The organism is Pseudomonas sp. LARHCG127, from assembly GCF_052871455.1.
The window spans coordinates 17,474-43,878 of record NZ_JBIXJT010000006.1; the positions used below are offsets into that span (position 1 = coordinate 17,474).

Genomic DNA, 26,405 nt, shown 5'->3' on the forward strand with positions numbered 1-26,405 from the left:
TGAAATCATCATGGTCGAGTGCCCCTTCGGGACGCCCTTTGACGCTGGAACAGGCGTATTATCCGGGTAACCAAGCGCCGTGTAGACCCCCGATCATGCCCATCTCCCAGACCCGCCCTTCACCCGCGCCCTTGCTCAAGCCAGGCGAGACAGTGGTCCTGTTCGACGGTGTTTGTAAACTTTGCAATGGCTGGGCGAAGTTCCTGATCCGCCATGACCACGCCCGACGCGTGCGGTTGGCCTCCGTCCAGTCGCCTGAAGGACAAGCCTTGCTGGCCTGGGCGGGCTTGCCCTTGCAGCAGTTCGACACCATGGCCGTGGTTCGCGACCAAGATTACTGGGTGCGCTCGGAGGCGATTCTTGAAGTGGTTGCCCTACTGCCCTGGGTTTGGCGTCCGGTGCAACTGCTGCGTTACGTCCCCCGCGTATTTCGGGATTGGGCCTACGATCGCATTGCCCTGAATCGGTATCGGCTGTTTGGCAAGTACGACGTGTGCCTTTTGCCGGATCCGGATCATGAGCGGCGTTTCTTGAAGGCGCCCGCGCCTGGGGCCCGGCCGGTGGAACGGGTTGATAGTTAGCCAGCAATAAGCAGGCTGTCCCTTTGTGGCGAGGGAGCTTGCTCCCGCTGGGCTGCGCAGCAGACCCATGTCGTCAACTCAATTAGTCTGACACACCAGGGTGCCTGGTTTCAGGGCCGCTTCGCGCCCCAGCGGGAGCAAGCTCCCTCGCCACAAGAGCGGTTCGGTGGTGGGTCAGTTCATCAAGAGCGGTTTGGCAGAGGGTCAGTGAGCGGCCGCATTTGCCCCCTGCTGATATTCCCGCGGCGTGCAGCCGAATTCGCGGCGAAACACGGTGTGCAGGTATTGCGCCGATTTGAAGCCGCAGTTTTGGGCAATGTCGGCAATCGGCGCGTCGGTGTTTTCCAGTCCGTTGGCGGCGGCGGCCAGTTTGAAGCGCAGGATTTCGTCGTGGACGCTGCAGGCCCGTTCCTTGCGAAAATGCGCCTCCAGCGATGAGCGCGATATCCCGACATAAGCCGCCACTTGGGCGGTCTTGATGCCCTGGCAGGCGTATTGGCGGATGAAGAGCAGGGCCTGCATGACATAAGGATTGCCCAACGGTTGATGCAGGCTCGACACCTGCACATTGATCGCATCAGGCGGGACCAGGATCTGCGTGCCCGTGGACGGCATGCCGTGCAGCATCTGGTGGAGCAGGCGCGCGGCGGTGCGGCCCATGGTTTCGGTGCCCTGGATCACCGAACTCAGCGGCACCCGTGTCAGGCTGCGGGTAAGCGGGTCGTTGTCGATGCCGATCAACGCCACTTGCTCCGGCACGGCGATGCCGGCGGTCAGGCAGGCTTGCAGCAGTTGTCGGGCGCGGGCGTCGCTGACGGCGATGATACCGATGGGTTTGGGCAGGCTTTGCAGCCAGGCGATCTGCTGTTCGACGGCGCTGTCCCAGAGCGGTGCGCTGGTGCCCATGCCGCGATAGACCTGGGCGTGCAGGCCATCGCGCTGCAGCAGCCGGCGAAAGGCTTTTTCCCTCTCCTGGGCCCAGCGATTGGCTTGTGCCTCGGGCAGGCTGAAACAGGCGAAGCGGGTCAGCCCGGCCTCGATCAGGTGCTCGTAGGCCAACCTCATCAACGCATCATTGTCAGTGGCGACGTAGGGAATGCCCTTCGGGTAGGCGCGCTCATCCTGATAGGAACCGCCCACCGCCACCACCGGCAGCTTGATCCCGGCCAGCGCCTCGCCGATCATCGGGTCGTCGAAGTCGGCAATGATGCCGTCGCCCTGCCAGCGCTCGATGCCTTTCAAGCGGCAGAGAAAATCCTCCTCGAGAAACAAGTCCCAGGACGCGCGCGTGCTGCTCAGGTAGTTGCCGATGCCGCTGATGATGCCGCGGTCGTAGATCTTGCTGCCATTGAACAGCAACGCAATGCGGTGAACGGGCGGGACGGTTTTCATTGGTTTAACCCTGTGCCGATCGACACAGACTAGGCGCGCACACGGCGAATCTCAATACTCAAAATCGAACTGCCCATTGGTGATTTTCATAATCAGCAGCCACGGGGCCGGCGTTAGTATCGGGACACCGCCAAGAATAAAAAGGAAACCTGCACATGCCCTACTTCCCCGGTGTCGACAAGATTCGCTACGAGGGCCCCGCCAGCGATTCGCCGCTGGCCTTCCGTCACTACGACGCCAACAAACTGGTGCTCGGCAAACCCATGCGCGAGCACCTGCGCATGGCGGTCTGCTACTGGCATACCTTCGTCTGGCCTGGGTCGGATGTGTTTGGTGCCGGCACGTTCAAGCGTCCGTGGCAGCACGCTGGGGATCCCATGGAAGTGGCCATCGGCAAGGCCGAAGCGGCTTTCGAATTCTTCTCCAAGCTGGGCATCGACTATTACTGCTTCCACGACACCGATGTCGCCCCGGAAGGCAATTCGCTCAAGGAGTACCGCAACCACTTCGCCCAGATGATCGACCACCTGGAACGCCATCAGGAACAAACCGGGATCAAGCTGCTGTGGGGCACCGCCAACTGCTTCAGTAACCCGCGTTTTGCCGCCGGCGCCGCCAGCAACCCGGATCCGCGAGTGTTCGCCTGCGCCGCCGCCCAAGTGTTCAGCGCCATGAATGCCACCCAGCGCCTCAAAGGCTCCAACTACGTGCTATGGGGCGGTCGTGAAGGCTACGAAACCCTGCTCAATACCGACTTGAAACGCGAGCGCGAACAGCTGGGCCGCTTCATGCGCATGGTGGTCGAGCACAAGCACAAGATCGGCTTCAAGGGCGACCTGCTGATCGAACCCAAGCCCCAGGAGCCGACCAAGCACCAGTACGATTACGACAGCGCCACGGTGTTCGGCTTCCTGCAGCAGTTCGACCTGGAAAACGAGATCAAGGTCAACATCGAAGCCAACCACGCCACCCTGGCCGGTCACAGTTTCCACCACGAGATCGCCACGGCCGTCTCCCTGGGGATTTTCGGGAGCATCGACGCCAACCGCGGCGACCCGCAAAACGGCTGGGACACCGACCAGTTCCCCAACAGCGTCGAGGAAATGACCCTGGCCACCTATGAAATCCTCAAGGCCGGTGGCTTCGGCAATGGCGGGTTCAATTTCGATTCCAAGGTCCGGCGCCAGAGCCTGGACGAAATCGATCTGTTCCACGGCCACGTCGGCGCCATGGACGTGCTCGCCCTCGCCCTGGAACGCGCGGCGGCCATGGTGCAGAACGACCAGTTGCAACAGTTCAAGGACCAGCGCTACGCCGGCTGGCGGCAACCGTTTGGCAAAGCGGTCCTGGCCGGTGACTTCAGCCTGGAATCGCTGGCCGAGCACGCCTTTACCAACGACCTGGATCCCCAGGCCGTCAGCGGCCGGCAGGAGATGCTCGAGAACGTGGTCAACCGGTTTATCTACCCCTGACCAGGGCAAAAGTCGGGGCACAGCGGCTGTTACATTCTCGCGACAAATCTGTGCCCACGACGCCCTGCAACGCTCTACAGTTCTACCCGGTATCACGCTCATCGTCAGGCAGTGTCTTTCAAACAACAATAAAAGGACGCACCACATGAAAAGATTCAAACGTACCCTGCTCGCCGGCGCCCTCGCCCTGCTCTCGCTTCCGGTCATGGCCGATGCGACCCATCCGAAAATCGGTTTCTCCATCGATGACCTGCGCCTGGAACGCTGGTCGCGGGATCGCGACTATTTCGTCGCGGCGGCGGAAAAACTCGACGCCAAGGTCTTCGTCCAGTCCGCCGATGCCAACGAGCAGAAGCAGATCTCGCAGATTGAAAACCTGATCTCCCGTGGCGTCGATGTGATCGTCATCGTGCCGTTCAACGCCACCGTGCTGACTAACGCCGTCGCCGAAGCCAAGAAGGCCGGGATCAAAGTCGTCTCCTACGACCGACTGATCCTCAATGCCGATATCGACGCCTACATTTCCTTCGATAACGAAAAGGTCGGCGAGATGCAGGCCAGCGGCGTGCTGAAAGCCGCGCCCAAGGGCAACTACTTCCTGCTCGGTGGCGCGCCCACGGACAACAACGCCAAGGTCCTGCGCGAAGGCCAGATGAAAGTGCTGCAACCGGCCATCGACAAGGGTGACATCAAGATTGTCGGCCAACAGTGGGTGAAGGAATGGAACCCCACCGAAGCCTTGAGCATCGTGGAAAACGCCCTGACCCGGAACAACAACAAGATCGATGGCATCGTTGCCTCCAACGACGCCACCGCCGGCGGCGCCATCCAGGCCCTGGCCGCGCAGAAAATGGCCGGCAAGGTGCCGATCTCGGGCCAGGACGCCGATCTCGCGGCAGTCAAGCGCGTGATCGATGGCACCCAGACCATGACCGTCTACAAGCCGCTGAAGCTGATCGCCTCCGAAGCCGCCAAGCTCTCGGTGCAACTGGCCCGCAACGAGAAACCGACCTTCAGCTCGCAGTACGACAATGGCAGCAAGAAAGTCGACACCATCCTGCTCACCCCGACGCCGTTGACCAAGGACAACATCGACCTGCTGGAAAAGGACGGGTTCTACACCAAGGCGCAGATCGCCGGGCAGTGACCTGACCAGGCAATCAAGCAAAGACCTGTGGGAGCGAGCTTGCTCGCGATTGACGGTAGCCCATCCAATATCGATGCCAGCTGAACCACCGCTATCGCGAGCAAGCTCGCTCCCACAGGTCACTTGGCTTGACTGCCTGGTCCACTGTCTATGTGTAAGCCCTTTTTCATGAGCCCTTGCCATGTCCGACTACCTGCTGCAAATGAACGGCATCGTCAAAACCTTTGGCGGTGTCAAAGCCCTGAACGGCATCGACATCAAGGTCCGGTCCGGGGAATGCGTTGGCCTGTGCGGTGAAAACGGCGCGGGCAAATCCACCCTGATGAAAGTGCTGTCGGCGGTCTATCCCTACGGCACTTGGGAAGGCGAGATCATTTGGGACGGCCAGCCGCTCAAGGCGCAGTCCATCAGCGAGACCGAAGCCGCCGGGATCGTCATCATTCATCAGGAACTGACCCTGGTCCCCGACCTGTCGGTAGCCGAAAACATCTTCATGGGCCACGAGCTGACACTGCCCGGCGGGCGCATGAACTACCCGGCGATGATCCACCGCGCCGAGGCCCTGATGCGCGAACTCAAGGTGCCGGACATGAACGTCTCGCTACCGGTTTCCCAGTACGGCGGTGGCTACCAGCAGTTGGTGGAAATCGCCAAGGCGCTGAACAAGCAGGCGCGACTGCTGATCCTCGACGAGCCCTCTTCAGCCTTGACTCGCTCGGAAATCGAGGTGCTGCTGGACATCATCCGCGACCTCAAGGCCAAGGGCGTGGCCTGTGTGTACATCTCCCACAAGCTCGATGAAGTGGCCGCCGTGTGCGACACCATCTCGGTGATACGCGACGGCAAACACATCGCCACCACCGCCATGGCGGACATGGACATTCCCAAGATCATCACCCAGATGGTCGGGCGGGAAATGAGCAACCTCTACCCCACTGAACCCCATGAGATCGGCGAGGTGATTTTCGAGGCGCGCCACGTCACCTGCTACGACGTCGATAACCCCAAGCGCAAACGGGTCGACGACATTTCATTCGTCCTCAAGCGCGGGGAGATTCTCGGCATCGCCGGGCTGGTCGGCGCCGGTCGCACGGAACTGGTCTCTGCGCTGTTCGGCGCCTACCCCGGCCGCTACGAAGGCGAAGTCTGGCTGGGCGGCCAACCCATCGACACGCGCACGCCGCTCAAGTCGATCCGCGCCGGCCTGTGCATGGTCCCTGAAGACCGCAAGCGCCAAGGCATCATTCCTGACCTGGGGGTGGGTCAGAACATCACCCTGGCGGTGCTGGACAACTACGCGAAACTGACCCGCATCGACGCCGAAGCCGAACTGGGCAGCATCGACAAGGAAATCGCGCGCATGCACCTCAAGACCGCGAGCCCGTTCCTGCCGATCACCAGCCTCTCCGGCGGTAACCAGCAAAAAGCCGTGCTGGCCAAGATGCTGCTGACCAAACCCCGGGTGCTGATTCTCGATGAGCCCACCCGTGGCGTGGACGTCGGCGCCAAATACGAGATCTACAAATTGATGGGCGCGCTGGCAGCCGAAGGCGTGTCGATCATCATGGTGTCCTCGGAGCTCGCCGAAGTCCTGGGGGTTTCCGACCGCGTCCTGGTGATCGGCGAAGGCCAGTTGCGCGGCGACTTCATCAACCACGAACTCACCCAGGAACAGGTGCTCGCCGCCGCGCTCAGCCACCCCGATGGCCATAACAATAATGATCGGAAGTCCGCGTAGATGAATCAGGTCAAACAGCTGTTTTCCCGCTACAAAATGCTCGCGCTGGTGATCGCCGTGGCGCTGATCTGGCTGTTCTTCAGCTGGCAGACCGACGGTGGGTTCCTGACCCCGCGCAACCTGTCCAACCTGCTGCGGCAGATGTCCATCACCGGGATCCTGGCCTGCGGCATGGTGCTGGTGATCATCAGCGGCGAGATCGATTTGTCGGTGGGCTCGTTGCTTGGGCTATTGGGTGGGCTGGCGGCGATCCTCGATGTGGTCTATCACATCCCGCTGCTGGCGAACCTGAGCCTGGTGGCTTTGTGCGGCTTGGTGATCGGCTTGGGCAACGGCTACATGACCGCCTACCTGCGCATCCCGTCGTTCATTGTCGGGCTGGGTGGCATGCTCGCGTTTCGCGGCATCCTGCTGGGCGTGACGGGCGGCACCACCATTGCCCCGGTGTCACCAGAGCTGGTCTATGTCGGCCAGGGTTATTTGCCGCACACGGTCGGGACCGGGCTCGGCATCCTGCTGTTCGCCCTGACCCTGTTCCTCACCTGGAAACAGCGGCGCAACCGCGCCCTCCATGGCCTGGCGGCCCACTCCTTGATGCGTGATGGGTTGCGCGTGGCATTGATCGGCGCGGTGCTGGCCGGGTTCGTCTACACCCTCAACAGCTACGACGGCATTCCGGTGCCGGTGCTGCTCCTGCTGATCCTGCTGGGGGTGTTCAGCTACGTCACCAGCCAGACCGTGTTCGGCCGCCGCGTCTACTCGGTGGGCAGCAACATGGAAGCCACGCGCCTGTCCGGCATCAACGTGCAAGCGGTGAAGCTGTGGATCTTCGGCATCATGGGCGTGATGTGCGCCCTCGCCGGCGTGGTCAACACCGCCCGCCTGGCCGCCGGCTCACCCTCGGCCGGCAACATGGGCGAACTCGACGCCATCGCCGCCTGCTTCATCGGCGGCACCTCCATGCGCGGCGGTTCCGGCACGGTCTACGGCGCTCTCCTCGGTGCGCTGGTGATCACCAGCCTGGACAATGGCATGTCCATGCTCGACGTCGACAGTTATTGGCAGATGATCGTCAAAGGCAGCATTCTGGTGCTGGCGGTGTGGGTGGATGTGAGTACGCGCACTGGGCGGCGGTGATGGGCTCCGTCATTTGCTGGCAGACGCCATCAACACACCAAAGCCCAGGAACGTGATGCCCGACAATTTGCCGACAACCCTGGCGCCCTGGCTTGTGGAGAGCCAGCCTCTTGCGGCTTGGGCTGTCAGGGCATAACCGGAATGCACCAGTAGGACAAGCACACTGTAAGACGACACCAGCAAGAAGAACTGGCTGTAATAGTCACCCGCCGGCTTGATGAACTGGGGAAAGACCGCCAGGAAGAAGAAACCCGCCTTGGGGTTGAGCAACTGGATCGACAGCGCCTCGACGAATCGCCGCCATGGACGCAGCGACGTGGCGTTGAGTTCGGGAATAAAGCGCTGGGTACGCCACATCTTGATCCCCAGGTACAACAAGTACAGCGCCCCAACGTATTTCAAGAGTGTGAAGGCCGCCGCCGAGGCCGCCAGGATCAACCCCAGGCTACTGGCGCAAATACCCGCCACGATAAAAGCGCCGGACGCGATCCCGACAATGCCCGGCAGCGCACCGCGCCAGCCATGACGCAAGGCATTGGACAGCGTCAGCACCACGCCGGGGCCGGGGCTGAGCACCGTCAGGGTCGCCAGGATCAGAAAAACTCCGTAGTCGGCCATGCATCACTCCACATTGAAGGCGAATTGCTGTGGCCTTCAGGGTGGCGTGGCAGCGGGACGCTGACAAACGCTTTAATTGCGCCGCCTATGTGACTAAATTAGACACATGATCGCCAACCTCCCCCGTTGAACGCCGTCCGCGCCTTCGCCGCTGCCGCTCGCCACCAGAGCTTCAGTCGCGCCGCCGAAGAGCTGCACGTCAGCCACAGCGCCGTCAGCCGTCACGTCAAGTTGCTCGAAGAGCGCCTGGGCGTTTTGCTGTTCGAACGTCGAACCCGGCAATCCTTGCTCACCCCGGCGGGTCGAATTTTCTACGAACAGGTCAGCGAGGCCCTGACGCAAATCGCCAACGCCGCAACCGCGCTGACGCGCAATGCGGCCCAGCGCAAAGTGACCATCAACGTGCGCCCTTCCTTCGCGGTGCGCTGGCTCATCCCTCGGCTGCCGGACTTCATGGCGCGCCACCCGGATATCAAGCCCGAGGTCGTCACCAGCACCCGGTCTCCAGATCCCTCAAGGGAATCGTTCGACGTGGTCATTCGGCGCGGAGATGCTGGCTGGTCGGCCGAGGTGCAGCCCACCCTGTTACTGGAAGACGACCTGCTGCTGGTTGCCGCCCCGTCGTTGCTGCAAAACGTACCGTTGGAAAGCGTCCACGACCTGGCCCGGCACACCTTGTTATCGGGCAGGACACGCAGCAACGATTGGCAGGATTGGGTGGAGCACGTCGGGATCGATCCATTGAACAACCCGCCGACCCTGCAATTCGATCACATGCACCTGGTGCTGCAGGCGGCCGTCGATGGCCTGGGCGTGGCGTTGTGCCCGGCTTCGCTGCTGGGTCGGGATTTGTCCAACGGGCGCTTGGCCTGCCCACTGCCGGCGTTGCGCATGTCGCTGGCTCGTTATTACTACGGTGTTTCCGGGAGTGCGGTGGCTGAGACGCAGGTTTTTGTTGATTGGTTGCTAACCCATTGTGGGAGCGAGCTTGCTCGCGATAGCGCCCTGTCAGCCGACATCGATGTTGACTGATCGAATGCCATCGCGAGCAAGCTCGCTCCCACAGGGGAATTGCGTTAGCCGGGAGACGCCTTATGCGCTTTGGAGCGCGCCCAACGGCGGTCCGAAAATCTCGTAGGAAATTACTTCCCGTGGCGAGGGAGCTTGCTCCCGCTGGGGCGCGAAGCGGCCCCGAACCAGGTGCCTCTTTTCGCCAGGTACACCGCAGGCACCGGTTTTGCGACTGCTGCGCAGTCGAGCGGGAGCAAGCTCCCTCGCCACAGGGGGAGCGGGCGTCCTACAGGTCGGTTGTGGGTGCCGGGATCGGCTTCTATAGTTGGGGCGTCGCTGGCTTTGGCCGGTGGCTGGGTTTCGCAGCCCGATAGATACGCTGGCAACCAGGCATCATAAAAGTAACAATGGGCGCGTTTGGCGTTCAACGTCACTTATGGTGGCTGTGTGTGGGAGATCTTCGGGTCTGCCGAGTTCCTCGTATCCTCGGTCTGCGAACCCACATGCAGCTACCACCCGTTCGTTTCGCAGCGAATTGCAGTAGCTATCTTTCTTGATATGAGGAATGAATAACTATGCGCCAGAATACTTTGGATCAACGCTTCACCCCCCTGACCCAAACCGCCACCACCCACCCCGTCCTGCTGATCGACACCCAAGCCCCACTCCCCGAACTCCATGCCTGTGCCAGCGAGCGCCTGCACGCCACGCTCGACTACCTGACCTTGGTGGCTTGCAGCAGCCTGCGTGATTCAGCGGCCAGCGACCTCAACACCATCACCAATGTCGCGCGGATCCTGGTGCAGGATGTCGCGGATGTGTTCGGCGTGATCGAGCGGCGCGGGCTCGAAGGCTGAGCCATTGTGGGAGCGAGCTTGCTCGCGATGGCGGTGGGTCAGTCCACATCGATACAACTGATCCGACGCTATCGCGAGCAAGCTCGCTCCCACAGGGTATTGCGGTAGCCCGAGCATTTCTCAGGAGTTTACCTCCCGTGGCGAGGGAGCTTGCTCCCGCTGGGTTGCGTAGCGACCCCAAACCGCCTGAATGCGATCGACCTGATGCACCGAGGTGCCGGGTTTTAGGGCTGCTGCGCAGCCCAGCGGGAGCAAGCTCCCTCGCCACAGGATTAGTGTGCTGCTCGGTCCAGCTGCCGGCGCACGGCCAGTTCAACCCCGCGGATTTCCGCCAGGCCTTTAAGGCGGCCGATCAGGGAGTAGCCGGGGTTGCTTTTGCGGTGCTGGTCGTCGAGCAGTTGATGCCCATGGTCCGGGCGCAACGGCAAGCGCGGGCCGCCTTCGCGTTCACGTCGGCGCTCTTCGGCCACCAAGGCACTGATGACCCCGACCATGTCGACGTCGCCGTCCAGGTGATGAGCCTCATGGAAGCTGCGTGGGTCGCTTTCCCGGCGGGTTGAGCGCAGGTGGGTGAAGTAAATGCGCGGCGCAAAGTGCTTGGCCATCGCCACCAAGTCGTTGTCTTCACGCACGCCATAGGAGCCGGTGCAGAACGTCAGGCCATTGGCCGGGCTGGGCGCGGCGTCCAGCAGCCATTGGGCGTCTTCGGCGGTGGACAGGATCCGGGGCAAGCCGAGCAATGCCCGGGGCGGGTCGTCCGGGTGGATCGCCATGCGCACGCCCACCTCCTCGGCAACCGGGATCACCGCGCGCAGGAAACACCCCAGGTGTTCGCGCAACGTGGCCTCGTCGATGTCGGCGTAGGTGCGCAGCAAGTCACGGAAGTTATCCAGGCTGTAGTGTTCCTCGGCGCCAGGCAAGCCTGCAATCAGGGTGTTGACCAGGGTTTCGCGCCGGGCTGGCGTCAGCTGTTCGAAATAGGCCTTGGCCTGCTGGATATCCTCGGCGCTGTATTCGGCCTGCGCCCCCGGGCGCTGGAGGATGTACAGGTCGAAGGCGGCAAACGCGGTCTGATCGAAACGCAAGGCCCAGCCGCCATCCGCCAGCTCAAAGGACAAGTCGGTACGGGTCCAGTCCAGCACCGGCATGAAGTTGTAGCAGACGATATCGATGCCGCAGCTCGCCAGGTTGCGCACGCTTTGCTGGTAGTTGGCGATGTACTCGTCGCGTCGCCCGCAGCCGCGCTTGATGTCTTCGTGCACCGGAATGCTTTCCACCACCGACCAGCTCAAGCCGGCCGTTTCGATCATCTGCTTGCGCGCCGCGATGGCGTCCACCGGCCACACTTGGCCATTGGGGATTTCGTGCAGCGCGGTGACGATTCCGGTCGCACCGGTCTGGCGAATGTCCGCCAGGGAGATCGGGTCCTTGGGGCCAAACCAACGCCATGTCTGTTCCATGTTTCTTCTCCTTTTTATCAGTTGGATGCGGCAAGGGTGTGCAACAGGCTATCCACGCCATCGCGCGTCAAGGCGTCGTAGGCGCGGTGCACGGCGTCGCGAAATGCCGGGCGAGCCGAGAGCGGCGGCGGGAAGACTTCCTGCAGATCGAGAACGGCACTCACCCGCGAGGCGCCCTCGAAGCGTCCCGCAAGATCGGCAAAGGTTGCGCTCAGCGGGTCGTCAACCACGTGGGCCGGACGACCGGGCAACGGCTGCGTGCAGTAGTGGATCCATGCCGCGATGCCCAGGGCGGTGCAGTCGATGCCGCGGCCCTGGTCCAGCAACTGCTGTGCGCCGAGTAGCCAGCGTTGCGGCAGTTTCTGCGAGCCGTCCATGGCGATCTGGCGCAAGCGATGTTGCAGGCTGTCGTTAGCAAAGCGCGCCCGCAGATCTTCGGCATATTTCATGAGGTCAATACCGGCAGGCATGTCCAAAGTGGGCACCGCTTCCTCCATCATGTAGCGCTCGATGAGGCGCGCCAGCCGCCCATCGTTGACGGCCTCGAAGACCAATTCATGACCCGCCAATAAACCCACGTAGGCCAGCAATGAATGGCTGCCATTGAGCATGCGCAGCTTCATCGTTTCAAACGGACGCACATCCTCCACCATCTGCACGCCTTCCACTTCCCAGTCCGGGCGGCCGAGGGGAAAGTGGTCCTCGACCACCCATTGACTGAAGCTTTCGCTGACCACTGCCGCACGGTCGTGACAGTCGAGTTGCTGTTCCAGCCGGCGGAAGGATTCGTCGTCCATGGCCGGTACGATGCGGTCGACCATGCAACTGGGAAAGGCCACCTGTTGCTCGATCCACTGCGCCAGCGCCTCATCCTGCAACGCCGCCAATGCGCTCACCGCCTGGCGGGTGCGCTGGCCGTTGTCGGGCATGTTGTCACAGCACAACACCGTGAAGGCCGGGACGCCTGCGGCGCGACGGCGACGCAGGGCTTCCAGGACAATGCCGGGGGCCGAGCGCGGCGTGTGTGGATGGGCGATGTCATGGGCAATCGTCGGGTCTTCGCGGCGCAACTGCCCGGATGACGGGCTCAGGCAGTAGCCTTTTTCGGTGACGGTGAGCGTGACAATCCGCGTTTGCGGCGCGGCCATGCGTTGCAGCAACTGCTCCAGTTCCTGGCCGCCCTCGCCCACGAACAAGGCCTGGCGCAACACCCCGATCTCGCGCAGCGTCACCTGCTCGCGGTCGCGGTACTCGGCCACGTGGTAGCGACCGTCCTGTGTGCGCAACTGCTCGACCAAAATGCGATTGGAGCGCAGGTTGGCGCTGCACACGCCCCAATCGCTTTCGCCATGGCGATTGAGGTGGCGTTGCAGGTAGACCGCCTGGTGCGCGCGATGAAACGCCCCCAGGCCCAAGTGCACGATACCGATCTGCGTTGCAGTGCCGGTGCTAGGTACACGGTTCACAACAGGCATCGACTCACTCCTTCTGTTCAGGAACGGCCCAAGGCCGAAGCGGCTTGCGGGCTTTGCGCCGCCGCGTGGCCGGTATCCGCCACCGACAGCGGTTTAACGTAGCGCGCCACACACACGGCACCGATCACGGTCAACAGCCCCGCCAGCAGGAAGGCACTGGTGAACGAACCGGTGAACTGCACCAGGAAGCCCGTCAGGGTCGGGCCGACAATGCCCGAAGTGTTCGCCAGGAAGTGCATGAAACCACTGACGCCACCCACTCGCGCCGCCGGGACGGTGTCCTGGATGATCGCCCAGTAGATGGCGCCGGTGAGGTACAGGAAGAACACGGCCAAGGCGACCAGAATCACCGCCGGATACAAGGTACTGACCATCCCGGCACAGGCGATGCAAACGGCGCAGGCCAGCAGGCATGTCACCAGCACCACTTTGCGGGAGAACATCATTTTTCCGGTTTTCTTGAACACGAAGTCGGAGATGAAGCCGCCCAGGGCCAGGCCGAGGAAACCCAGCACCCAGGGAATGACCGTGGCGATGCTCATGTCCTTGACGTTCAGGCCGTGGGCCATGGTCAGGTAGCTGGGGAACCAGGTCAGGAAAAAGAACAAGGTGTAGTTATAGGAAAAGAACGCCAGGGAGGTGAACAGCACCGTGGGCTGCTTGAGGTAGAACCGCAGCGGGAACACCGGTTGTGCCGCCAGCTCGCTTTGGCCCTCGGCCTGGAGAATATCGTCGGCGCCCTCTCCTTCTGGCCGCTCCTTGACGAACTTGTACCACACGGCCGCCCAGATCAGGCCGACGAGCATGATGATAATGAACGACACCTTCCAGCCGTAGGTGACGGCAATGAAACCCACCACCGGGCCGGAAATCGCGCCACCCAGCGGCGTACCGGACATCGATGCGCCGATGGCCCGCGCCCTGCGCTTGGGGGTGTACCAGTTGTTCACCATCTTGCTGGTGGTGACGCTCAACGGTCCTTCGCCCATGCCGAACAAAATCCGGATAAGCACCAGTGAAGCGAAGCCCACCGTCAGCACCGTAAGGCCGCTGAACAGCGACCACAAGACCATGGCCAACAGCAACGTGGTCTTGGCGCCGTAACGGTCGGCGGCCCAGCCACCGATGAAGTTGAAGGCGGCATAGCCGACGAAGAAGCTGCTGAAGATCATGCCCATCTCACCCGTGCTCAGACCGTAGTCCTTCTGGATGAAAGGCGCCGCCACAGACAATGCCGACCGGTCGAGGTAATTGATGACCCCGGCCAGGAACAGCATGATGATGATTAAGCTACGTCCTTGACCAAACATGGTGGAACCTCCCGCTTGTTGTGTTTATTCGGTGAGGGTGCCCATGACAGGCACGGTGAAACCGGTGGTAGCGACGGCTCAGTGATGGGCGTTCGTCAGCTCCACCAGCACTTTTCGGGTTTGCTCGGGGTGCTGTTCGATCAGGTCGATGGCGCCGGGCATTTCGTCGAAGGTGACGCGATGGCTGATCAGGTCCTGGACCTGCAACTTGCCACTGGCGATCAGTTCGATCACCTGCGGGAATTTGCGATTGTTGAGCCGTGAGCCCACCAGGGTCAGTTCCTTCTTGATCATTTCCAACTGCACCAGATCACTGGGCGTGGCATTGAAGCCCAGCAATCCGATACGCCCGGCCGGCGAGGCCAGGCGCACCATCTGCGGCATCAGTGCCGGTATGCAGGCGGCATCGACAATCAACGGCACGCCTTCGCCTTGAGTGTGCTCAAGCATCAGCGCTTCGACATCGACTTGCTGGCCGTTGAGGGTCCGGCTGGCGCCCAGCGCTCGCGCCGTCTCCAGGCGGCTGTCGATGACATCGGTGACGGTGATGTCGGTCAATCCCAACGCCTTGGCCATCTGCACCAGGGTCAGGCCGATCACCCCGGCACCGTAGATCAACACGCTGTCGCCCGGTTGCGGCTGCATCCGATCAAGCACGTTCAGGGCAATGGAATAAGGTTCGACCAAGGCGCCGTGGCTGAGGGACATCGAATCGGGCAGGCGATGGGCGTTCTCGGCCGGTACGCAGACCTGTTCGCTGAAGCCACCGTCGCGGTGCACGCCGATCACTTGCAGCCGCGTGCAGACGTTGGGCCGGCCAATGCGGCAGGGGTAACAGGTGCCGCAACTGATCACCGGATCGATGCACACCCGGTCGCCCACCTGCAGGTGCTCGACGCCTTCACCGACTTGCCGGATCACCCCGGAGAACTCATGACCGGTGACCCGGGGGAAACGCACGAATGCGTTCTGCCCATGAATGATGTGCATGTCCGAGCCACAGATGCCGGCATACGCCACATCGACCTGGACCTCGCCTTGGGCGACCTCGGGTCGGTCGACCTGGGCCAGCCCGAACTCGAAGGGTGCTCTTACCTGGAACGCTTTCATCGGGTCACTCCTGGCGGGACGTTTTCGCCCCGTTTCCTCAAAGGGTTGGAACTGCTTTACCAATGCCAGAGCGTGCCGTCTTCGAGACGGTTGACCGGCAGGCTGGCGCGTTTGTAGGGGTATTGGCGGGCAAGGTCTTCATCGATGTCGACGCCATGCCCCGGTGTTTCGCCCGGAGTGAAGTGGCCGTCCTCGAAGCGATAGGCATGGGGGAACACTTCATCGATACGTTCTTCGTGAGGCATGTGTTCCTGGATGCCGAAGTTGGGCACCCAGGTATCGAAATGCAGGGCCGCGCCCATGCACACCGGCGACAGGTCGGTGGCGCCGTGAAAGCCCGTGCGCACCTGGAACAGCGCGGCGAAATCGGCAATACGCCGCACATGGGTAATGCCGCCGGCATGCACCAGGGTCGTGCGGATGTAGTCGATCAACTGCTCCTGGATCAACTCGCGGCAGTCATGGATGGAATTGAACACCTCGCCCACGGCCAGCGGCGTGGTGGTGTGCTGGCGAATCAGCCGGAAGCTCTGCTGGTTCTCCGCTGGCGTGCAGTCTTCCAGCCAGAACAGGTTGTACGGTTCCACGGCTTTGCCCAGGCGCCCGGCCTCGATGGGGGTCAGGCGGTGGTGCACGTCGTGAAGAATGTGCAGGTCATCACCAAAGCGCTCGCGCACGGCGGCGAACAGCTTGGGCACGTAGTTGAGGTATTTGGCGGTGTCCCACACGTGCTCGGCGGGCAGGTCGCTGTCGGCCGGTTCATAACGCTCGCCGCTGCGCTTGGCGACGCCATAGGTGGTGGCAATGCCGGGCACGCCGCATTGCACACGCACGGCTTTATAGCCCAGCTCGACGTGACGGGCGACTTCGTCCAGGCAGCCTTCGATGTCCTTGCCGGTGGCATGCCCATAGACCATCACCCGCTCGCGGCTCTTGCCGCCGAGCAGTTGGTACAAGGGCATATTCGCGGCCTTGGCCTTGATGTCCCACAGCGCCACGTCGACGGCGGCGATAGCGGTCATGGTCACCGGCCCCCGACGCCAGTAAGCTCCGCGATACAGGTATTGCCAGATGTCCTCGATGCGGTGGGCATCGCGGCCGATCAACGCGGGCAGGACGTGCTCTTCCAGGTAAGCGACCACCGCCAGTTCGCGGCCATTCAAGGTGGCATCGCCAATGCCGTAAATGCCTTCATCGGTGACGATCTTCAAGGTGACCAGGTTGCGGCCCGGACAGGTGACGATGACGCGCGCTTCAACGATTTTCATAAAGTCAGACCTGTGCAACAGAAGGAAGTGAGGACGCGCCCATGTTCGGCATCGCCGCCTGGGGAATCAGCGCACCCCGGTATTGGACGACCTGGGCCGCCAGGCGATGACCCCAGCGAGCGGCCTGCTCCGGATCGCCGCCGCACAGGCGGCAGGCCAGGTAGGCGGCGCTGAACGAATCACCGGCCGCGGTGGTGTCGACGACATGGGAAACGGTTTGCGCGGGCACGTCGAAACGCCCCGTCGGGCATTGGATCAAGCAACTGGCGGCGCCACGCTTGAGGGCGACTTCGCGCACGCCCACCTCTGCATAGGCACTGAACAAGGCCTCCGGGTCGCGATAGCCGAACAGCGCCGCGTCATCTTCCCAGGTGACCAGGGCCAGGTCGGTCAGGTGCAACAGGTCGCGGTAGGCCTGCCGGGCGGTTTCAGGATCGGGCCAAAGGTGGGGACGGTAGTTGTTGTCGAAGACGATGCGCGTGCCTGCCCGGCGCGCACGGTGCAAGGCCTCGATCAAGCGTTGGCGCCCTGCTGGCGTGAGGATCGCCAGGCTGATGCCGCTCAGGTAGGCGTAGTCGTAGTCGGCCAGTGCCTCGAGCATGGCGTCGGCCTCGGGGCCTTCGAACATGCGCCGCGCCGCCGCTTCCCCGCGCCAGTAGTGGAAACGCCGCTCGCCGTGTGGATCGGTCTGGATGAAATACAGCCCGGGCAGCGCGTCTTCGATCACGCGGACATGGGCGTCACCGATCCCTTCGGCCAGCCAGGACCGGCCCATGGCGATGCTGAACGCATCGTTGCCCACGGCCGTCATGTAGTCCACGGCCACAGCGCCACGGGGATTCAATCGGACCAGGTAGACCGCGGTGTTGAGCGTATCGCCACCGAACGTCTGCGTGATCGCGGCGCCCGGCTCACCGCGCATCTCGATCATGCACTCGCCCACCAGCACCACCTTCAGCGGGCGAGTGAAGCGGGTCTCGGAGCCATGGTTATGCGTCAAATCCATCATTACGCGCCTTTTCTTTATTTTTAAAACGGCGTTTCATTTTTATCTCAAGGCCCGAGTCTAGTCAGATTTCCGCCCTCGTCAAGGAAAAATGAAACAGCGTTTTGTTCTGCTAGCGTATATCCTTGGGTTTTACTTTTACGTTGGAGCCTTCATGGACAACAGCGTCATTCCAAACAACGATCTGGTGTCGGCGGTGGGCCGGACCATGGCGGTGCTCGAGGCACTGGCCGAGCATCCGGAAGAGAGCGGCGTGTCGGAAATCGCCACCAAGCTGGACATGTCCAAGGCCACGGTCTATCGCTTCCTGCAGTCGCTCAAGGCCCGTGGGTATGTGGTGCAGGACGCCGAGGATCGCTATCGCCTCAGCGTCCGGCTGTTCGAACTGGGCGCCCAGGCCCTGCCCCACCTGGACATCGTCCGGGAAGCGGAGCCCGGGATGCGCAGGATCAACGAGCTGACGGGCGAGACCGTGCACCTGGGGATTCTCGACGAAGGCAGCATCGTCTACGTGCACAAGATCGACTCCAAGTACAACCTGCGCATGTACTCGCGGATCGGCCGGCGGGCGCCGTTGTACTGCACCGGCATCGGCAAGGTGCTGATGGCCTGGCTCGAAGAAGACGAACTGCTCGCCCACCTGGCGCTGGAAAGCTTCGAGCGCCGCACCGCCAACACCCTGACCAGCGTCGAGGCGTATCTGCTGGAACTGGAGACCGTTCGCCAGCAAGGCTATGCCGAGGACCATGAAGAATTCGAAGACAACATGCGTTGCCTGGCCGCGCCAATCCGCGACCGTTTCGGCCACGTGATCGGCGGGATGAGCGTTTCATTCCCGTGCTTTCGCTTCCGGGAAGAGTTGAAGCAGGACTACGTCAAGCAACTGATGCAAGCCACCCAACAGATTTCACGTCAGTTGGGTTGGCATGCGGGGTAACAGCAAAACCCCATGTGGGAGCGAGCCTGCTCGCGATGACGACGGCCCATCCAATATCTGCCCAGGCTGACCCACCGCTATCGCGAGCAAGCTCGCTCCCACAATGGATCTTCAGCAGGCTCAAAATTCATGTGTACCGCAAAACCTGTGGGAGCGAGCTTGCTCGCGAAGGCGTCAGCACATCCAACATCACTGCAAGCTGACCCTCCGCTATCGCGAGCAGGCTCGCTCCCACAATGGATCTTCAGCAGGCTCAAAATTCATGTGTACCGCAAAACCTGTGGGAGCGGGCTTGCTCGCGAAGGCGTCAGCACATCCAACATCAGTGCAAGCTGGCCCTCCGCTTTCGCGAGCAGGCTCGCTCCCACAGGTCCCAACTGACTGGCCTCAGAACCAGGTTTCCATCTGGATGCCGTACTGCCAGGTGCCGCCGGCGTTGAAGTCGGTCTTGCCGAAGGCGTCCGTGGTGCTGTACCTGTCCAGGTCCGACGACCAGTTCATGACGCTGGCGAACAGGCGCAGCTCAGGGCGGGTGAGCAGATCGCCCAAGTCGGGCTTGAAAGTCGGGGCAACGGTGAATTTCCAGAAGTTGCCGTCGACCGCATTACGTTGCAGGTAGCCCTTGGGGTCGAGCTGCATGGTTTGCCAACTCATCTCGTAGGCCATGTCGAAATTGCTGTTGATCTCGTTGGCCAACCGCACGTTGAGGGTCATCCAGCGGTAGTCGTCGCCCTTGACGTAACGGTCCTTGCTTTGCTCGGCCAGCAGGCTCGGGCCGATGCGCCAGTTGGGCGCCAGCGGCGTCTCGCCGTACAGCGCCAGACGCAGGGCACGGGCGTCGTCGATCAGTTCGCCGTCGGCGCCGACATTCTTGACCTCCGCCCCCAACCCCTGGCCATAGAGCAGCGCCGTCTTGAAGAAGCCTTCGCGGCCGAAGAAGTTTTTCTGGTGATTGGCGACCATGCTGTGCAAGCCGGAATCGGCCGGCGTCAGCCCTGCTTCGTTGACGCGGGTGCCGACGTCGTTTTTCTTCGAGCCGATGGCGTTGAACATCCACTGCCACTGCCCGCCGTCGAAAAACTGATTGGAGGTCAGGATGTAGCTTTCCACATCGGCATTGACGCCGCCCTCGCTGAAATCCCCGTAGTTACGACCGATCAACGAGTAGTTCGAGCGCCAGTCCTTGGTCATCTGTATGTCATAGATGCCGCCGCCAGTGCCGGCCAGATAGACCACGTCCGAGTCCAGCCAGTGAATGTCGAAGTTGTCCCTGTCGAAACGCTTGCCGGCCCACAAGGTGGAGTTTTCGAACATCGAACTGCCCTTGAATGCCGCCAGGTGATCGAGTTCGGTGAACACCTGGCGCACGTTCAGGTTGCTTTCCTCGGCGGTCCAGTCGTTGGAACTCTCCACGCCATCGGCGATGGACACCGTGAATTTGGAGCGGGTGCCGTTCTGCGCATACAGCTCTTTCGACAAGTCGATGCGCATGTAGGTGTCGTCCTCGTTACCGAGTCGCCCGACGGCGCCGCCGACAGAACCGGCCGGGGTGGTGTACGGACCGCCACGACCGCCGCCCAAGCCATCGTTGATCAGCAAGCCGGAACGGGCGTAGCCCTTGAAGCTGAAGCCGTCGGTGAGGTGTGCGCCACTGCCCGGCTTTTCCGTGCCTTGCTGACTGGCCTCGAGTTTTGCCAGGCGGGCATCGACCGTTGGCGTCGCAACGGCGGCGACAACCGGTGGCGTGGCGAGTTTGATTTGCTGCAATTCCCTGGCGAGTGCCTGGGTTTGCTGTTCGGCGGCGGCGGCACGTTTTTCGGCTGCGCTGGCACGGGCCTCGAACGCGGCCATGCGCTCTTCCAGCGTCGCGGCCTGAGAAGTGGTCGCCGAGACGCCGAGCACGCTTGCGAATAGCCAGCTTGATGCTTTCTGCATGTGGATTTTCCCTGTTTTGTTTTTATTGTTCTGTTGCCGCGAACGGCCTTTTTCGCCCAGGTCATGAATTGTCTAACCGAAGGAAAAAAAGGATGCCTCAGCGCAAATACACTGCTACATTTGGCGATGTTAACGTTAACTTTTCTAAAAACAAAAATAAAGAGGGCTTTATGAAACAGCTCAAATCGCTCCTTCCAGCGGCGTTGCTCGGCCTTTGCGTCGGCTTTCCAACCCTGTCGATGGCCGCCAACCTGACGATTTCCTGCGGGGCCGTGGGCGCGGAATTGCAACTGTGCAAGGAGGCTGTCGAGGCCTGGTCGAAGCAGACCGGCAACAGCGTCGAGGTAGTGTCCACGCCTAACTCGGCGACCGAGCGGCTGTCGTTCTACCAGCAGATCCTCAGCGCACAATCCAGCGATATCGACATCATCCAGATCGACATGGTGTGGCCGGGCATGCTGGCCAAACACTTGATGGACCTGCGCGAAGTGCTGCCTGCCGACGCCACCCAAGGGTATTTCCAGGCCCAGGTGGACAACGCCACGGTGAACGGGCGCCTGGTCACCATGCCGTGGTTCACCGATTCGGGGCTGCTGTATTACCGCAAGGACTTGCTCGAGAAATACAACAAGCCCGTGCCCCAGACCTGGGAAGAAATGACCACGACCGCCAGGGCTGTCCAGCAAGCCGAGCGCGATGCCGGGAACGCCAACGCCTGGGGTTATGTGTTCCAGGGACGCGCCTATGAAGGCCTGACGTGCAATGCCTTGGAGTGGATCAGCAGTCAACCGCAAGGCGGACTGGTCAACGCCCAAGGCGACATCGTGGTCAACAGCCAGGCCTCAAGAGCGGCGTTGACCTTGGCCAAAAGCTGGGTCGGCGACATCGCCCCCCGTGGCGTGCTCAATTACACCGAGGAAGAAGGACGCGGTGTGTTCCAGTCGGGCAATGCACTGTTCATGCGTAACTGGCCGTATGTCTGGGCCCTGGTGCAAAGCCAGGACAGCGCCGTGAAGGACAAGGTCGGCGTCGCGCCCCTGCCCCGCGGCGGCGCGACGGGAACCCACGCCTCCACCCTCGGTGGCTGGGGCCTGGCGGTGTCGCGCTACAGCGCCAACCCCAAGCTCGCCGCCGAACTGGTGAGCTACCTGAGCAGCGCCCAACAGCAGAAACACCGCGCCCTGGTAGGCGCCTATAACCCGGTGATCGAATCGCTCTACCAGGATCCCGAGTTGCTCGCGGCCATGCCTTACTACAGCCAACTGCACAGCATTCTCAACGATGGGGTCATGCGCCCCGCCTCGATCACCGCCGACCGCTATCCACGGGTCTCCAACGCGTTCTTCGATCAAGTGCATGGCGTGCTGGCGGGCGAGCGGCCGGTGGATCAGGCCCTGGCCGAGCTGGAAAGCGAACTCACACGAATCAAACGCCGGAACTGGTAAGCCACAAGGAAGGAAATCACCATGTCTGCCTCCACCACACTCGCCCCTGACGACGAGTACCTGCTCACCCGGGAAACGCCGGTACAACGCCGTCGCGTTCGCGCCGCCTGGCTGTTCCTGGCCCCGATGCTGCTTTGCCTGGCCCTGGTGGCCGCCTGGCCGCTGTTGCGCACGTTCTGGTTCAGCCTGACCGACGCCAGCCTGGCCGACGCCGGCGACGCGACCTTTGTCGGCTTGAGCAACTATCTGTTTTATAGCGGTTCCGCCTGGTCAGGCATCCTGGTCGATCCACAGTGGTGGAATGCGGTGCGCAACACCTTGCATTTCACCGTGGTCTCGGTGGGATTGGAAATGGTCCTGGGGTTGCTGGTGGCGCTGCTGCTGAACGTCCAGTTCAACGGACGCGCGTTGGTGCGGGCTTTGATCCTGATTCCCTGGGCGATTCCGACCATCGTCTCGGCGAAAATCTGGTCATGGATGCTCAACGACCAGTTCGGCATCATCAATCACCTGATGCTCGGCCTCGGCCTGATCGACGCGCCCCTGGCCTGGACCGCCGACGCGGACCTGTCGATGTGGGCGGTGATCATCGTCGACGTCTGGAAGACCGTGCCGTTCGTTACCCTGCTGATGTTGGCGGCTTTGCAAATGCTGCCCAACGATTGCTACGAAGCCGCCCGGGTCGATGGCATTCACCCGGTGAAAGTGTTCTGGCGGGTCACCCTGCCGCTGTTGATGCCGGCGTTGTTGGTGGCAGCGATCTTTCGCATCCTCGATTCCCTGCGGGTCTTCGACGTTATCTATGTGTTGACCTCGAACTCGTCGAGCACCATGAGCATGTCGGTGTATGCCCGCCAGCACCTGGTGGAATTCCAGGACGTCGGTTACGGCAGCGCCGCCTCGACCTTGCTGTTCCTGGTCGTCGCGGTGATCGCCATGGCTTATCTATACCTCGGACGCCGTCAGCTGGAGGTGCGCTCATGAGCCTGCGGTTGCTGAAAAAAGCCCTGTTGCGCCTCGGGTTCTGGTGCTTGATCGGAATCTTGCTGGTGTATGCGGTCTTCCCGTTCTACTACGCCATCGTCACGTCCCTGAAGCCGTCCAGTGCCCTGTTCCAGGTGAGCTACTGGATCAACAATCCCGACTTTTCCAACTATGCCGCCGTGCTCAACCAGGCCTCGTTCCTGCGGGCCATCGGCAACTCGCTGGTGGTGGCGCTGTGCGTGGTCACCCTGGCGCTGTTCCTCAGCCTGACCGCCGCTTATGCCTTGGGTCGGGTGAAGTTTCGCGGGCGCGGTCCGGTGTTGATGATGGTCCTCGGGGTTTCGATGTTTCCCCAAGTCGCGGTGCTGTCGGGACTGTTCGAGGTGATCCGTTTCCTGGGCCTGTACAACACTTCTTGGGCGTTGATCCTGAGCTACACGATTTTCACCCTGCCCTTCACCGTCTGGGTGTTGACCACCTTCATGGGGCAACTGCCCCATGAGCTGGAAGAGGCCGCGATCATGGACGGTGCCTCACCCTGGATCACCCTGACCCGCGTGCTGTTGCCGCTGCTCTGGCCGGCACTGGTCACCACTGGCCTCTTGGCCTTCATCGCCGCGTGGAACGAGTTCCTGTTTGCCCTGACCTTCACCCTGACCGACTCGCAACGCACGGTCCCGGTGGCCATCGCGCTGATTTCCGGCGGCAGCCCCCATGAGTTGCCCTGGGGCCTGTTGATGGCGGCGTCGGTGCTGGTCACGGTGCCCTTGGTGATTCTGGTGCTGATCTTCCAGCGCCGCATCGTTTCCGGCCTCACCGCCGGTGCGTTAAAGGGTTGAGCCCAACACAGATAAGAAGGAACAGCATCGTGATCAAGTTGAAGCTGGACAACGTGAACAAACAATTGGGCGGCGCGCGCATTCTTCGTGACGTCAGCCTGGAAATCTCGGCCGGTGAGTTCGTGGTCTTCGTCGGCCCTTCGGGCTGCGGAAAGTCGACCCTGCTGCGCCTGATCGCCGGGCTGGATTCGATCTGTGGCGGCGACCTGCTGATCGACGGTCGCCGGGTCAACGACCTGGAGCCGCGCGAGCGTGGCGTCGGCATGGTGTTCCAGTCCTATGCGCTGTACCCGCACATGAGCGTCTACGACAACATCAGCTTTGGCCTAAAGTTGGCCAAGACGGAAAAGACCAGCCTGCGCGAGCGGGTGTTGAAAACCGCGCAAATCCTGCAGTTGGACAAGCTGCTGCAACGCAAGCCAAGGGAACTGTCGGGCGGCCAGCGCCAGCGCGTGGCCATGGGCCGGGCCATGGCGCGGGAGCCGGACATTCTGTTGTTCGACGAGCCGCTTTCCAATCTCGACGCCTCCCTGCGCGTGCAGATGCGCAACGAAATCGCCCGGCTGCATGGGCGACTGGGTTCGACGATGATCTACGTGACCCACGACCAGGTCGAAGCGATGACCCTGGCCGACAAGATTGTCGTGCTCAATGGCGGTCGCATCGAGCAGGTCGGCTCGCCACGGGAGCTCTACGAGCGTCCGGCCAGCCGTTTTGTCGCGGGATTCCTCGGTTCACCCCGGATGAATTTCATTGCCGCGTTCCTGCATACGCCGGGCGAAACCAGCCAGGTGGAAAGCCTGGTGCTGGGCATGACGTCCCTGCCCGTCGACAGCTCGGGCCTGGCGGCGAATACCCAACTGAGCCTGGGGATTCGCCCGGAACATCTCTCCCTCAAGGCGGCACAGGGAACGACCGGCCTCGTGGTGAGCGCGGTCGAATACCTGGGGAGTGAAACCTATGTGCACCTCGACACTGGCCAGGACGAGCCCATGGTCTGTCGTTGCGAGGTCAACGCCGGATGGCGGGTGGGTGACCGGGTCGAGCTGCAACTGGATATCGACAACCTGCATGTATTCGACGCCCACGGCACGGCGTTGAAGCGCCGCACCATCGACAGCCTGCCTGCTGGCGTCGCTCCACGCCCGGCATCTGCGGGCGCCCTATGACCTTGTCCTTGAAGAACATGAACAACCCAATGCCAGCCTCTCTCGAAAGGGCCCAGCAGGCCCTGATCGATAACCTGCCTCACCTGATCCATGACTATCGACCCGACTATCACCTGGCCCCGCCAACGGGTTGGATGAACGACCCTAACGGGGTGGTGTTCTTTCGTGGCGAGTACCACGTGTTCTACCAACACCACCCCTTCGACGCCAAATGGGGCCCGATGTACTGGGGCCATGCCAAGAGTGCCGACCTGGTCCATTGGCAGCACCTGCCCATCGCCCTGGCACCCGGCGACGACTTCGACCGCGACGGCTGTTTTTCCGGTAGCGCGGTGGTATGTGGCGACACCCTGGCGCTAATCTACACCGGGCACACCTGGTTGGGAGACGTCGGTGACGAACGCTTCATCCGCCAGGTCCAGTGCCTGGCCACCAGTGTCGACGGCGTCCGGTTCGTCAAGCATGGCGCCGTCATCGAGCACGCCCCGCAAGCGGCAATCATGCATTTTCGCGACCCCAAGGTCTGGCAGGAAGACGGCTATTGGTACCTGATTGCTGGCGCACGCCTGGGCGACACGCCGCTGCTGCCGCTGTACCGCTCCGCCGATCTGCACACCTGGGAATTTCTCGCCTACGTGTCCAGCGGCAATGAGGACGATGGCTACATGTGGGAATGCCCGGATCTGTTTCGCCTGGACGGACGGGATGTGCTGCTGTATTCCCCGCAAGGCATGAAGCCCGAAGGTTATGAACGGCTCAACAAGTACCAGACCGGTTATCGCATTGGCCAGCTCGACAGCGACTGGCACTTCAGCGGCGGGCCGTTCATCGAGCTGGATAACGGTCACGACTTCTACGCCGCGCAAACGCTGGTGGCCGCCGACGGTCGGCGCCTGGTGTGGGCCTGGCTGGATATGTGGGAAAGCCCGATGCCGAGCCAGGCCCATCACTGGTGCGGCATGCTCGGTTTGCCCCGCGAGCTGGAATTGCAGGGCGATCGCCTTGGCGTGTTTCCGGCGCGAGAGCTGACGGCGCTGCGCCAGGCGCCGTTGCCGAGCGTCGCGCCATGGGCTGAGTCCGGCAGCCGCTGGGTGCCGCAGGTGACAGGCGACCGGTTGGAAATCCATGTGCACCTGGATCTGCTCGGTTGCAGCGAAGGCCAACTGGGCATCGCCTTGCGCTGCAGTGCCGATGAGCGGGAACAGACGCTGCTTTACTACGACGCGACCCTGCAACGCTTGGTGCTCGATCGCAGCCGCTCGGGTGCGCAAGTGAGCGGCCAGCGCAGCGTGCCGATAGCGCCGACACACACACAACTGCACCTGCGGGTGTTTCTCGATCGCTCGTCCATCGAGGTGTTCGAGGACAATGGCCGTTTCAGCCTCAGCAGTCGCCTCTATCCCCGGCCCGACAGCCTCGGGGTGAAATTGTTGGCCAATGGCACTGGCGGGCGCGTCGCCATTGCCAACGCCTGGCCGCTGGGCTCGGGTTGGCTATGAGTCACGTCATCCGAG

Annotated in this window: 22 protein-coding genes; 13 read left to right on the forward strand and 9 right to left on the reverse strand. The window is 62.1% G+C overall.

The genetic code is table 11. The features are described 5' to 3' along the window. Positions 1-95 precede the first annotated feature (95 nt). Positions 96-581 (forward strand): thiol-disulfide oxidoreductase DCC family protein, encoded by a 486-nt coding sequence (locus ACIPQ1_RS11860; RefSeq protein WP_446534145.1) that lies wholly within the window; start codon positions 96-98, stop codon positions 579-581. A gap of 204 nt (positions 582-785) precedes the next feature. Here the strand turns inward: ACIPQ1_RS11860 and ACIPQ1_RS11865 are convergent, their stop codons facing one another. Next, the gene (locus ACIPQ1_RS11865; RefSeq protein ID WP_446534146.1) at positions 786-1,973 is read right to left on the reverse strand and encodes a XylR family transcriptional regulator; all 1,188 of its coding nucleotides are present in this window, start codon (positions 1,971-1,973) and stop codon (positions 786-788) included. A gap of 155 nt (positions 1,974-2,128) precedes the next feature. Here ACIPQ1_RS11865 and xylA point away from each other — a divergent pair, with 155 nt between their 5' ends. The 4 genes from xylA to ACIPQ1_RS11885 all read left to right on the forward strand — a co-directional run bounded on the left by xylA (position 2,129) and on the right by ACIPQ1_RS11885 (position 7,467). Next, entirely contained in the window at positions 2,129-3,445 is a 1,317-nt protein-coding gene (gene xylA / locus ACIPQ1_RS11870; protein ID WP_446534147.1) for a xylose isomerase, read from the forward strand. A 145-nt stretch (positions 3,446-3,590) separates the two neighbouring features. After that, positions 3,591-4,592: a D-xylose ABC transporter substrate-binding protein gene (xylF, locus tag ACIPQ1_RS11875; protein ID WP_053119915.1), complete on the forward strand. Its 1,002-nt coding sequence runs from the start codon at positions 3,591-3,593 to the stop codon at positions 4,590-4,592. Positions 4,593-4,773: 181 nt separating this feature from the next. After that, entirely contained in the window at positions 4,774-6,330 is a 1,557-nt protein-coding gene (gene xylG / locus ACIPQ1_RS11880) for a D-xylose ABC transporter ATP-binding protein (RefSeq protein WP_446534148.1), read from the forward strand. Beyond that, positions 6,331-7,467: a sugar ABC transporter permease gene (locus tag ACIPQ1_RS11885; RefSeq protein ID WP_446534149.1), complete on the forward strand. Its 1,137-nt coding sequence runs from the start codon at positions 6,331-6,333 to the stop codon at positions 7,465-7,467. A gap of 9 nt (positions 7,468-7,476) precedes the next feature. Here the strand turns inward: ACIPQ1_RS11885 and ACIPQ1_RS11890 are convergent, their stop codons facing one another. Further along, a complete protein-coding gene (locus ACIPQ1_RS11890) occupies positions 7,477-8,085 on the reverse strand; it encodes a LysE family translocator (protein ID WP_446534150.1) in 609 nt (202 codons plus the stop codon). 126 nt (positions 8,086-8,211) lie between these two features. Here ACIPQ1_RS11890 and ACIPQ1_RS11895 point away from each other — a divergent pair, with 126 nt between their 5' ends. Together ACIPQ1_RS11895 and ACIPQ1_RS11900 are read left to right on the forward strand one after the other, a co-directional pair. Then, positions 8,212-9,117: a LysR substrate-binding domain-containing protein gene (locus ACIPQ1_RS11895; protein WP_446534151.1), complete on the forward strand. Its 906-nt coding sequence runs from the start codon at positions 8,212-8,214 to the stop codon at positions 9,115-9,117. A 554-nt stretch (positions 9,118-9,671) separates the two neighbouring features. Then, positions 9,672-9,953 carry a fructose-bisphosphate aldolase gene (locus tag ACIPQ1_RS11900; protein ID WP_446534152.1) on the forward strand — a complete coding sequence of 94 codons (282 nt, stop codon included), beginning with the start codon at positions 9,672-9,674 and terminating at the stop codon, positions 9,951-9,953. A 272-nt stretch (positions 9,954-10,225) separates the two neighbouring features. Here ACIPQ1_RS11900 and uxuA read toward each other — a convergent pair whose 3' ends face one another. The 6 genes from uxuA to ACIPQ1_RS11930 all read right to left on the reverse strand — a co-directional run bounded on the left by uxuA (position 10,226) and on the right by ACIPQ1_RS11930 (position 17,582). Further along, the gene (gene uxuA / locus ACIPQ1_RS11905) at positions 10,226-11,413 is read right to left on the reverse strand and encodes a mannonate dehydratase (protein ID WP_446534153.1); all 1,188 of its coding nucleotides are present in this window, start codon (positions 11,411-11,413) and stop codon (positions 10,226-10,228) included. Positions 11,414-11,430: 17 nt separating this feature from the next. Beyond that, positions 11,431-12,888 carry a mannitol dehydrogenase family protein gene (locus ACIPQ1_RS11910; protein ID WP_446534154.1) on the reverse strand — a complete coding sequence of 486 codons (1,458 nt, stop codon included), beginning with the start codon at positions 12,886-12,888 and terminating at the stop codon, positions 11,431-11,433. 17 nt (positions 12,889-12,905) lie between these two features. Then, positions 12,906-14,198 (reverse strand): MFS transporter, encoded by a 1,293-nt coding sequence (locus ACIPQ1_RS11915; RefSeq protein ID WP_411384915.1) that lies wholly within the window; start codon positions 14,196-14,198, stop codon positions 12,906-12,908. 78 nt (positions 14,199-14,276) lie between these two features. Beyond that, the gene (locus ACIPQ1_RS11920; protein WP_446534155.1) at positions 14,277-15,308 is read right to left on the reverse strand and encodes a Zn-dependent oxidoreductase; all 1,032 of its coding nucleotides are present in this window, start codon (positions 15,306-15,308) and stop codon (positions 14,277-14,279) included. Between the two features lie 56 nt (positions 15,309-15,364). Further along, positions 15,365-16,576, reverse strand: a complete 1,212-nt coding sequence (manD, locus tag ACIPQ1_RS11925) for a D-mannonate dehydratase ManD (RefSeq protein ID WP_186631641.1) — start codon at positions 16,574-16,576, stop codon at positions 15,365-15,367. Between the two features lie 4 nt (positions 16,577-16,580). Continuing rightward, positions 16,581-17,582 (reverse strand): sugar kinase, encoded by a 1,002-nt coding sequence (locus ACIPQ1_RS11930; RefSeq protein ID WP_446534156.1) that lies wholly within the window; start codon positions 17,580-17,582, stop codon positions 16,581-16,583. A gap of 154 nt (positions 17,583-17,736) precedes the next feature. Between ACIPQ1_RS11930 and kdgR the strand changes: the two genes are divergently transcribed. Further along, a complete protein-coding gene (gene kdgR / locus ACIPQ1_RS11935) occupies positions 17,737-18,519 on the forward strand; it encodes a DNA-binding transcriptional regulator KdgR (RefSeq protein ID WP_250964369.1) in 783 nt (260 codons plus the stop codon). 387 nt (positions 18,520-18,906) lie between these two features. On the opposite strand, the gene ACIPQ1_RS11940 is transcribed toward kdgR, so the two are convergent. Beyond that, positions 18,907-20,454: a carbohydrate porin gene (locus ACIPQ1_RS11940; protein WP_411384918.1), complete on the reverse strand. Its 1,548-nt coding sequence runs from the start codon at positions 20,452-20,454 to the stop codon at positions 18,907-18,909. 170 nt (positions 20,455-20,624) lie between these two features. Here ACIPQ1_RS11940 and ACIPQ1_RS11945 point away from each other — a divergent pair, with 170 nt between their 5' ends. From ACIPQ1_RS11945 to ACIPQ1_RS11965, 5 genes are read left to right on the forward strand one after another with little or no spacing between them, the layout of a single operon-like run. Next, a complete protein-coding gene (locus tag ACIPQ1_RS11945; protein WP_250964371.1) occupies positions 20,625-21,899 on the forward strand; it encodes an ABC transporter substrate-binding protein in 1,275 nt (424 codons plus the stop codon). 21 nt (positions 21,900-21,920) lie between these two features. Continuing rightward, complete coding sequence (locus ACIPQ1_RS11950) at positions 21,921-22,883, forward strand: carbohydrate ABC transporter permease (RefSeq protein ID WP_446534157.1); 963 nt, start codon at positions 21,921-21,923, stop codon at positions 22,881-22,883. After that, positions 22,880-23,722, forward strand: a complete 843-nt coding sequence (locus ACIPQ1_RS11955) for a carbohydrate ABC transporter permease (protein ID WP_446534158.1) — start codon at positions 22,880-22,882, stop codon at positions 23,720-23,722. Before ACIPQ1_RS11950 ends, ACIPQ1_RS11955 begins: the two co-directional genes overlap by 4 nt. A gap of 29 nt (positions 23,723-23,751) precedes the next feature. After that, on the forward strand, positions 23,752-24,891 hold the full coding sequence (locus ACIPQ1_RS11960) for an ABC transporter ATP-binding protein (protein ID WP_446534159.1): 1,140 nt from the start codon (positions 23,752-23,754) through the stop codon (positions 24,889-24,891). Continuing rightward, complete coding sequence (locus ACIPQ1_RS11965; protein ID WP_446534160.1) at positions 24,888-26,390, forward strand: glycoside hydrolase family 32 protein; 1,503 nt, start codon at positions 24,888-24,890, stop codon at positions 26,388-26,390. Before ACIPQ1_RS11960 ends, ACIPQ1_RS11965 begins: the two co-directional genes overlap by 4 nt. Positions 26,391-26,405: the final 15 nt, after the last annotated feature.

Excerpts from the sequence above, each read along its gene's own strand:
- ACIPQ1_RS11860 (WP_446534145.1), top strand. The coding sequence starts at position 96 with ATGCCCATCTCCCAGACCCGCCCTTCACCCGCGCCCTTGCTCAAGCCA.
- ACIPQ1_RS11865 (WP_446534146.1), bottom strand. The coding sequence starts at position 1,973 with ATGAAAACCGTCCCGCCCGTTCACCGCATTGCGTTGCTGTTCAATGGC.
- xylA (WP_446534147.1), top strand. The coding sequence starts at position 2,129 with ATGCCCTACTTCCCCGGTGTCGACAAGATTCGCTACGAGGGCCCCGCC.
- xylF (WP_053119915.1), top strand. The coding sequence starts at position 3,591 with ATGAAAAGATTCAAACGTACCCTGCTCGCCGGCGCCCTCGCCCTGCTC.
- xylG (WP_446534148.1), top strand. The coding sequence starts at position 4,774 with ATGTCCGACTACCTGCTGCAAATGAACGGCATCGTCAAAACCTTTGGC.
- ACIPQ1_RS11885 (WP_446534149.1), top strand. The coding sequence starts at position 6,331 with ATGAATCAGGTCAAACAGCTGTTTTCCCGCTACAAAATGCTCGCGCTG.
- ACIPQ1_RS11890 (WP_446534150.1), bottom strand. The coding sequence starts at position 8,085 with ATGGCCGACTACGGAGTTTTTCTGATCCTGGCGACCCTGACGGTGCTC.
- ACIPQ1_RS11900 (WP_446534152.1), top strand. The coding sequence starts at position 9,672 with ATGCGCCAGAATACTTTGGATCAACGCTTCACCCCCCTGACCCAAACC.
- uxuA (WP_446534153.1), bottom strand. The coding sequence starts at position 11,413 with ATGGAACAGACATGGCGTTGGTTTGGCCCCAAGGACCCGATCTCCCTG.
- ACIPQ1_RS11910 (WP_446534154.1), bottom strand. The coding sequence starts at position 12,888 with ATGCCTGTTGTGAACCGTGTACCTAGCACCGGCACTGCAACGCAGATC.
- ACIPQ1_RS11915 (WP_411384915.1), bottom strand. The coding sequence starts at position 14,198 with ATGTTTGGTCAAGGACGTAGCTTAATCATCATCATGCTGTTCCTGGCC.
- ACIPQ1_RS11920 (WP_446534155.1), bottom strand. The coding sequence starts at position 15,308 with ATGAAAGCGTTCCAGGTAAGAGCACCCTTCGAGTTCGGGCTGGCCCAG.
- manD (WP_186631641.1), bottom strand. The coding sequence starts at position 16,576 with ATGAAAATCGTTGAAGCGCGCGTCATCGTCACCTGTCCGGGCCGCAAC.
- ACIPQ1_RS11930 (WP_446534156.1), bottom strand. The coding sequence starts at position 17,582 with ATGGATTTGACGCATAACCATGGCTCCGAGACCCGCTTCACTCGCCCG.
- kdgR (WP_250964369.1), top strand. The coding sequence starts at position 17,737 with ATGGACAACAGCGTCATTCCAAACAACGATCTGGTGTCGGCGGTGGGC.
- ACIPQ1_RS11940 (WP_411384918.1), bottom strand. The coding sequence starts at position 20,454 with ATGCAGAAAGCATCAAGCTGGCTATTCGCAAGCGTGCTCGGCGTCTCG.
- ACIPQ1_RS11945 (WP_250964371.1), top strand. The coding sequence starts at position 20,625 with ATGAAACAGCTCAAATCGCTCCTTCCAGCGGCGTTGCTCGGCCTTTGC.
- ACIPQ1_RS11950 (WP_446534157.1), top strand. The coding sequence starts at position 21,921 with ATGTCTGCCTCCACCACACTCGCCCCTGACGACGAGTACCTGCTCACC.
- ACIPQ1_RS11955 (WP_446534158.1), top strand. The coding sequence starts at position 22,880 with ATGAGCCTGCGGTTGCTGAAAAAAGCCCTGTTGCGCCTCGGGTTCTGG.
- ACIPQ1_RS11965 (WP_446534160.1), top strand. The coding sequence starts at position 24,888 with ATGACCTTGTCCTTGAAGAACATGAACAACCCAATGCCAGCCTCTCTC.